The organism is Alcanivorax sp. HI0083 (assembly GCF_001635175.1).
The window spans coordinates 1-5,814 of sequence record NZ_LWFX01001007.1; the positions used below are offsets into that span (position 1 = coordinate 1).

At 59.7% G+C, this 5,814-nt stretch carries 9 protein-coding genes; 3 read left to right on the forward strand and 6 right to left on the reverse strand.

Annotated features, from left to right (window positions below; all coding sequences use genetic code 11):
* Positions 1-38: 38 nt before the first annotated feature.
* From cgtA to rplU, 3 genes are all read right to left on the reverse strand, one after another.
* The gene (gene cgtA, locus A3754_RS12225) at positions 39-1,223 is read right to left on the reverse strand and encodes an Obg family GTPase CgtA (protein ID WP_063519909.1); all 1,185 of its coding nucleotides are present in this window, start codon (positions 1,221-1,223) and stop codon (positions 39-41) included.
* Positions 1,224-1,367: 144 nt separating this feature from the next.
* Positions 1,368-1,628, reverse strand: coding sequence for a 50S ribosomal protein L27 (gene rpmA / locus A3754_RS12230; RefSeq protein ID WP_007149973.1), 261 nt, complete (start codon positions 1,626-1,628; stop codon positions 1,368-1,370).
* A gap of 45 nt (positions 1,629-1,673) precedes the next feature.
* Positions 1,674-1,985: a 50S ribosomal protein L21 gene (rplU, locus tag A3754_RS12235; protein WP_007148862.1), complete on the reverse strand. Its 312-nt coding sequence runs from the start codon at positions 1,983-1,985 to the stop codon at positions 1,674-1,676.
* Positions 1,986-2,249: 264 nt separating this feature from the next.
* On the opposite strand from rplU, the gene A3754_RS12240 reads away from it, so the two are divergent.
* The 3 genes from A3754_RS12240 to A3754_RS12250 are packed head-to-tail and all read left to right on the forward strand — an operon-like array spanning position 2,250 to position 4,109.
* On the forward strand, positions 2,250-3,221 hold the full coding sequence (locus A3754_RS12240) for a polyprenyl synthetase family protein (RefSeq protein WP_063519910.1): 972 nt from the start codon (positions 2,250-2,252) through the stop codon (positions 3,219-3,221).
* Positions 3,222-3,243: 22 nt separating this feature from the next.
* Positions 3,244-3,825 carry a YajG family lipoprotein gene (locus A3754_RS12245; protein WP_063519911.1) on the forward strand — a complete coding sequence of 194 codons (582 nt, stop codon included), beginning with the start codon at positions 3,244-3,246 and terminating at the stop codon, positions 3,823-3,825.
* A complete protein-coding gene (locus A3754_RS12250) occupies positions 3,825-4,109 on the forward strand; it encodes a SelT/SelW/SelH family protein (RefSeq protein ID WP_063519912.1) in 285 nt (94 codons plus the stop codon). The genes A3754_RS12245 and A3754_RS12250 overlap by 1 nt, the downstream gene beginning before the upstream one ends.
* A gap of 160 nt (positions 4,110-4,269) precedes the next feature.
* Here the strand turns inward: A3754_RS12250 and A3754_RS12255 are convergent, their stop codons facing one another.
* From A3754_RS12255 to A3754_RS12265, 3 genes are all read right to left on the reverse strand, one after another.
* A complete protein-coding gene (locus A3754_RS12255) occupies positions 4,270-4,464 on the reverse strand; it encodes a CPXCG motif-containing cysteine-rich protein (RefSeq protein WP_063519913.1) in 195 nt (64 codons plus the stop codon).
* Entirely contained in the window at positions 4,464-4,886 is a 423-nt protein-coding gene (locus tag A3754_RS12260) for an HIT domain-containing protein (protein ID WP_063519914.1), read from the reverse strand. Before A3754_RS12260 ends, A3754_RS12255 begins: the two co-directional genes overlap by 1 nt.
* Positions 4,887-4,974: 88 nt before the next feature.
* A partial coding sequence (locus tag A3754_RS12265; RefSeq protein ID WP_063519915.1) for an AraC family transcriptional regulator occupies positions 4,975-5,814 on the reverse strand: 840 nt, incomplete at its 5' end.

Here is a 5,814-nt window from a genome sequence, read left to right on the forward strand (position 1 = left end):
CATTTCCCGCCACTCAACTCGCCAGACACAACAATGCGCTACGGTTCGTAGACGATTTCCACATCGTGATCATCATCGTCGTCGTCATTATCATTCTGGCGAGCACGACGCGACTCCGCCTTGAGCTCCTGCACCTTCTCCCGGGCCTCTTCTTCCAGACGGGCGCGCAGGTCCTGTTGGGCAGCGGCGTAGGCTGGATCCTCCTCCTCAAGACGACGGCGATCCTCAATGGCATTCATCAGGGCGTAAACCAGATCCTCACAGCCCACCCCGGCGGCGGCCGAAACCTTGAACACCGGCCCCTGCCAGCCCAGCTCATCCACAATGGCATCCGCCTGGGCCTGGGCTTCGTCATCAGCCAGCAGGTCGATCTTGTTGAAGACCAGCCAGCGCTCCTGCTCCGCCAGTGCCGGCGAAAACCGGTCCAGCTCATCAGCGATGGCATCAATATGATTGGCCGGGCTGGAACCGTCCATGGGCGCCAGGTCCACCACATGCAACAACAACCGGGTACGCGCCAAATGCTTGAGGAAGCGGATCCCCAGGCCAGCACCGTCCGCCGCCCCTTCGATCAGACCGGGAATGTCCGCCACCACAAAGCTGCGGTAGCGGTCCGCCTTCACCACCCCGAGATTCGGAATCAAGGTGGTAAACGGATAATCCGCCACTTTCGGCTTGGCCGCGGAAATGGCACGAATCAGCGTGCTCTTGCCCGCATTGGGCATACCCAACAGCCCCACATCCGCCAGCACCTTCAGCTCCAGACGCAAGCGCCGGGACTCGCCGGGCTTGCCCTTGGTGGTTTTACGCGGCGCCTGGTTCACACTGCTCTTGAAGTGGATATTGCCCAGCCCGCCACGACCGGCCTGGGCCACCATCACCGGCTTGTCGGTGGCAGTCAGGTCCGCCAGCACCTCTTCCGTATCCAGATCGACCACGGTGGTGCCCACCGGCACATACAGAATGACATCATCAGCGGATTTGCCGGTCATCTGGCGGCCCTTGCCCGGCTCACCATTACGTGCCTTGAAGATACGGTCGTACCGGTAATCCACCAGGGTGTTGATATTGGTATCGGCCTGCACATAAACATGACCGCCGGCACCACCGTCACCGCCGTCCGGCCCGCCAAACTCCACGTATTTCTCGCGACGAAAGCTCAGACAGCCGTCACCGCCCTTTCCGGCATGGACATCAATAGTGGCTTCATCGACAAATTGCATGGGAACAGACTCTCTTTCAGAACGGTGCCATTCTACGGCAATGCATTCATTTTGGGGACAGATACCGCCGGGCAATGCCCCGGCCGCAAATACAAAAAAACCCCGCGGGCGAAGCCTCGCGGGGTTTTTTCTGATCCGTCAGGATCAGGCCACAGGCTCGATTACCACATATTTGCGGCTCAGCGGACCTTTGACTTCGAACTTCACACGACCGGTTTCCTTGGCAAAGATGGTGTGGTCTTTGCCCATGCCGGCGTTTACGCCAGCGTGGAATTTGGTGCCGCGCTGACGAACAATGATTTCGCCTGCACTGACAACCTGGCCGCCATAGCGTTTCACGCCAAGGCGTTTACTTTCCGAATCGCGACCGTTACGAGTACTACCACCGGCTTTTTTATGCGCCATGTCTCAATCCTCTCTACTCAATTTCTGAAAATCAGGTCTTAAGGATCAGCCCTGGATCCCGGTGATTTTCACCGCAGTGTACCACTGACGGTGACCCTGTTGCTTACGGGAATGCTTACGGCGACGGAACTTCACAATCTTGATCTTCTTGTGGCGGCCCTGCTCCAGCACTTCCGCGGTTACCTTGGCGCCATCCAGCATCGGCTGGCCGACTTTCACGTCATCGCCATTGGCAACCAGCAGCACCTGGTCGAAATCAACGGATTCGCCGGTGGCTACTTCAATTTTCTCGATGCGAACAACATCGCCTTCTTCAACGCGATACTGCTTACCACCGGTTTTGATTACTGCGTACATGTGTGTGCTCCAGCACAACTCCACTCAGGCGGGCGATCCACGGCGTCCACAGCACCTTAACAGTGCGGGAAACAGCCACCACCACTTGCAAGCCAGGCAGAGGATGAAATTGGGTCGCGAAGTGTACGCGAAGCAACCAGGACCTACAAGCCTTTCCTGCTCGCCTTGACCCAGTAATCACGGGGGCTGCGGTTTCCTTGACTACCCGCCAGCCACTGCTAGCATTGCCCGCTGTCGCGCCACCCTTTGTCTGGACCTGAATACATGGATTTCAAGGCTATCTATGCCGTCGTCGATGACGACTTCGAGGCGGTGAACCAGTTTATCAGTCACCACCTGGATTCCAACGTCCCCCTGATCCGCGAAGTGGGCGATTACATCATTCAATCCGGCGGCAAGCGGCTACGCCCGCTGATCGCCATTCTTTGCGCCCGGGCCGCCGGCTATCAGGGCGATCGCCACGTGGACGTGGCCGCCATCATCGAGTTTTTGCATACCGCCACCCTGCTCCACGACGACGTGGTGGACGAATCCAACCTGCGCCGCGGGCGCCCCACCGTCAATGCGGTGTGGGGCAACGCCGCCAGCGTGCTGGTGGGCGACTTCCTGATTTCCCGCGCCTTGCAACTGATGGTTGGCCTGCGCCACCCGCGCCTGCTGGACATTTTCTCCCAGAGCACCAACACCATTTCCGAAGGGGAGGTGCTGCAGCTAATCAACGTGCGCGACCCCAACACCAGCGAAGAGAACTACATGCGGGTGATTCACCACAAAACCGCCAAAATGTTCGAATCGGCAGCAGAAACCGGCGCCGTGCTGGGCGCGGACCAGGCCAGCGATCATGTGGACGCCTTTGCCACCTATGGCCGCCACCTGGGCATCGCCTTCCAGTTGATCGACGACGTGCTTGACTATCAGGGTGACGCCAGCGAACTGGGCAAGAATGTGGGCGACGACCTGGCCGAAGGCAAACCCACCCTGCCGCTGATCTACACCATCACCAACGGCTCCCCCGAACAGGCCACCCTGATCAAGGATGCCATTCGCAGCGGCGGGCTGGAGCACCTGGAACAAATCGTTGAAACCGTTCGCGCCAGCGGCGGTCTTCAATATACGGTGGACAAGGCGGCAGAACAGACCCGCATCGCCCTGGAGGCGATCGCTCATGTGCCCGCCTCGCCATACAAGGATGCGCTGTTCCGCCTGGCGGAAGAATCGCTGAAGCGTACCCACTGAGCGTACTGACCAAGGAGTTACCATGCTGCGTGCAGCCCTGATTTTGACCGCAACCACCCTGTTTGCCGGTTGCGCCCTGAGCCCCCAGATGATCAACGTTACCCCCAAGGCAGACGTTGAAGCGGCCAATATCGGCCAGAATCAGCCGGTGCAGGTTATCGCCGTGGATTCCCGTGACCAGAGCGCCTTCGGCACCCGCGGCGGCGTCTACAAGGAAACCGCCCTGGTGCAACCTGCCAACGACGTGAAAGCCGCCATTGAAGACGCCGTGCGCAAGGGGCTGCAAACCCAGGGCTTTAACGCCTTCAACGCCGGTGCCGACGCCACCCGCCTGGAAGTGCGCCTGGAACAGCTGGACTACGTGCCTGAGGAAGGCTCAGTAGTGAATGAAGTCACCCTGTCGCTGACGCTTCTCGCCGAAGCCACCCGCGGTGATGTGGTGCACACCGGCACTTACAAGAGCAGCGTGGTCCACGATCTGCCGCTCACCCCCACCGCCGACCGCAACCAGGCCATGGTCAACGAGATCCTCAGCGGCGCCATCACCCGCATGCTCAACGATCCCGAGATGCAGCGCTTCCTGGCAGGCAACAATACCCCCTGATGCCCGCCAACCGCGTTGTCATCTATTATTGCAGCCAGTGCAACTGGCTGCTGCGTAGCGGCTGGTATGCGCAGGAGCTGCTCGCCACCTTCAGTGATGAACTGGACGAAGTGGCCCTGCAATCGGGCACCGGCGGCGTGTTCTGGATTGAGGCCAACGGACAACCAATCTGGGACAGGAAAAAGGATGGCGGCTTTCCGGAAATCACCGAGCTGAAACGACGGGTACGGGATGCAGTCTGCCCGGAGCGGGCGCTCGGACATATAGATCGCAAGGACATCTGATAACACCACCCCTCCAATCGCGCTGTAGGAGCGTCGCTGGCGGCGCGATAACCAGAGTTTCGAGTTGCGAGAAGCGAGTTTCGAAAGGCAAACCCCAAAACACGGCAAAGCCCGATGATTTTCGCTTCTCGCTTCTCACTTCTCGTAACTCGGGACTGGGCTATTCATTCTCCGGCCGCACCTCCACCTGCGGCTCTTCACTGCCAAACGGCACCGCCACCGTGAACAACAGCGGCTGGCAGCACACCTGGCAATCCTCCACGTACTCCTGCTCTTCCACCGAGGGATCCACCAACACCTCGATGGCCTCCCAGCAATGTGGACACTGAACCGTCACCGGCAACAACCCCGCCATTAACGCCCTCCTGTGGTTACCACATCGTCGGTCAACGCCAACTCGGCAATCCAGGCCGGCTGCTGATTGTCTGGCCAGGGCTCAGGCTGCCCCTGCCCCCACACCGGCCCAGGCCAGCAAGGGTCATCCGCAAAGCGGGCGATGATATGCACATGCAGCTGCGGCACCATGTTCCCCAGCGCACCGATGTTGATCTTGTCTGCGCCGGTTACCTGTTCAAGCTGGCCTGCCAGCGTATTCACCTGTGCCAGCAACGCCTGCTGCTCATCCACAGGCATATGGTGCCACTCGCGCAGTCCGTCCCGCTTGGGGACCACCACAATCCAGGCAAATCGCTGATCGTTCATCCACCGCAACCAGCAAAGCTCTGTTTCTCCCAAAGCCCGGGTGTCGGCAGCAAGACGAGGATGAAGCGAGGCCATAATCTCTCCTTAAGCAATACAACCCATGGCACCACAGACCGGATTCAAGCACCAACCCAGCATCCAGCCTTACGGCTCAGGCGCCACGCTATGGGCGATAATCTGACGGACTACGCGCAGTCCAGCGGCGGAACGCGCGGGCAAAATTCGACGCATCGGAATACCCCAGCGTCATCGCAATTTCGTCCACGGTTTTTTCGGACTGGGTGAGATATTCCACCGCCAGCCCTTTGCGCAGCCCATCCAGCACTTCCTGGTAACTGGTGCCCAGCTGCTGCAGCTTGCGCTTCAGGGTCCGCGATGACATATGCAGCTCGCCGGCCACTTCTTCCACCCCGGGGAAACGGCCACCACCGCCCAGAATGATCCGCCGCACCTGCCCCAGCAACGGCGGCGGCAGCTTGATGCTGGCCATTTCCTGTTCACACTGGTCCGCAGCCATTCTCGCCAGGCGCGGATCCGCAAACTGCAGTGGATACTGCATCCGCTCCACCGGGAAACGCATCTGGTTATAGGCACAATCGAAATACACCGGCACCGGCATCACCGGGCGCATGCGCGCAAAGTAATCGGGTTCCGGGTAGGAAAAACGCAACTCACCAATCACATCCAGCCCGGGCACCAGTTTTTCACCCATGAAATGGAAGCTGGAAAACAGGCTTTCCATGATCAGCGGTGCCAAATCACCCAATGCCAACAGCTCGTTGATCTGCATCACGGCCATGTCGCCATCGGTAAAGGTTTCCAGCTGCACCAGGGTGCTGCGGGTACGGAAATATTTCACCGCCAGCTCCAGCGCCTCTCCCAGAGTGGCACTGCTCATGGCCGCATAGCCAAGAAAACCATGGGACGACAGAGTCATGGACGCACCCAGCTCCCAGCCCAGCCAGGGCTCACCGGATAACGCCATAGCCCGTGTTGCCACCAC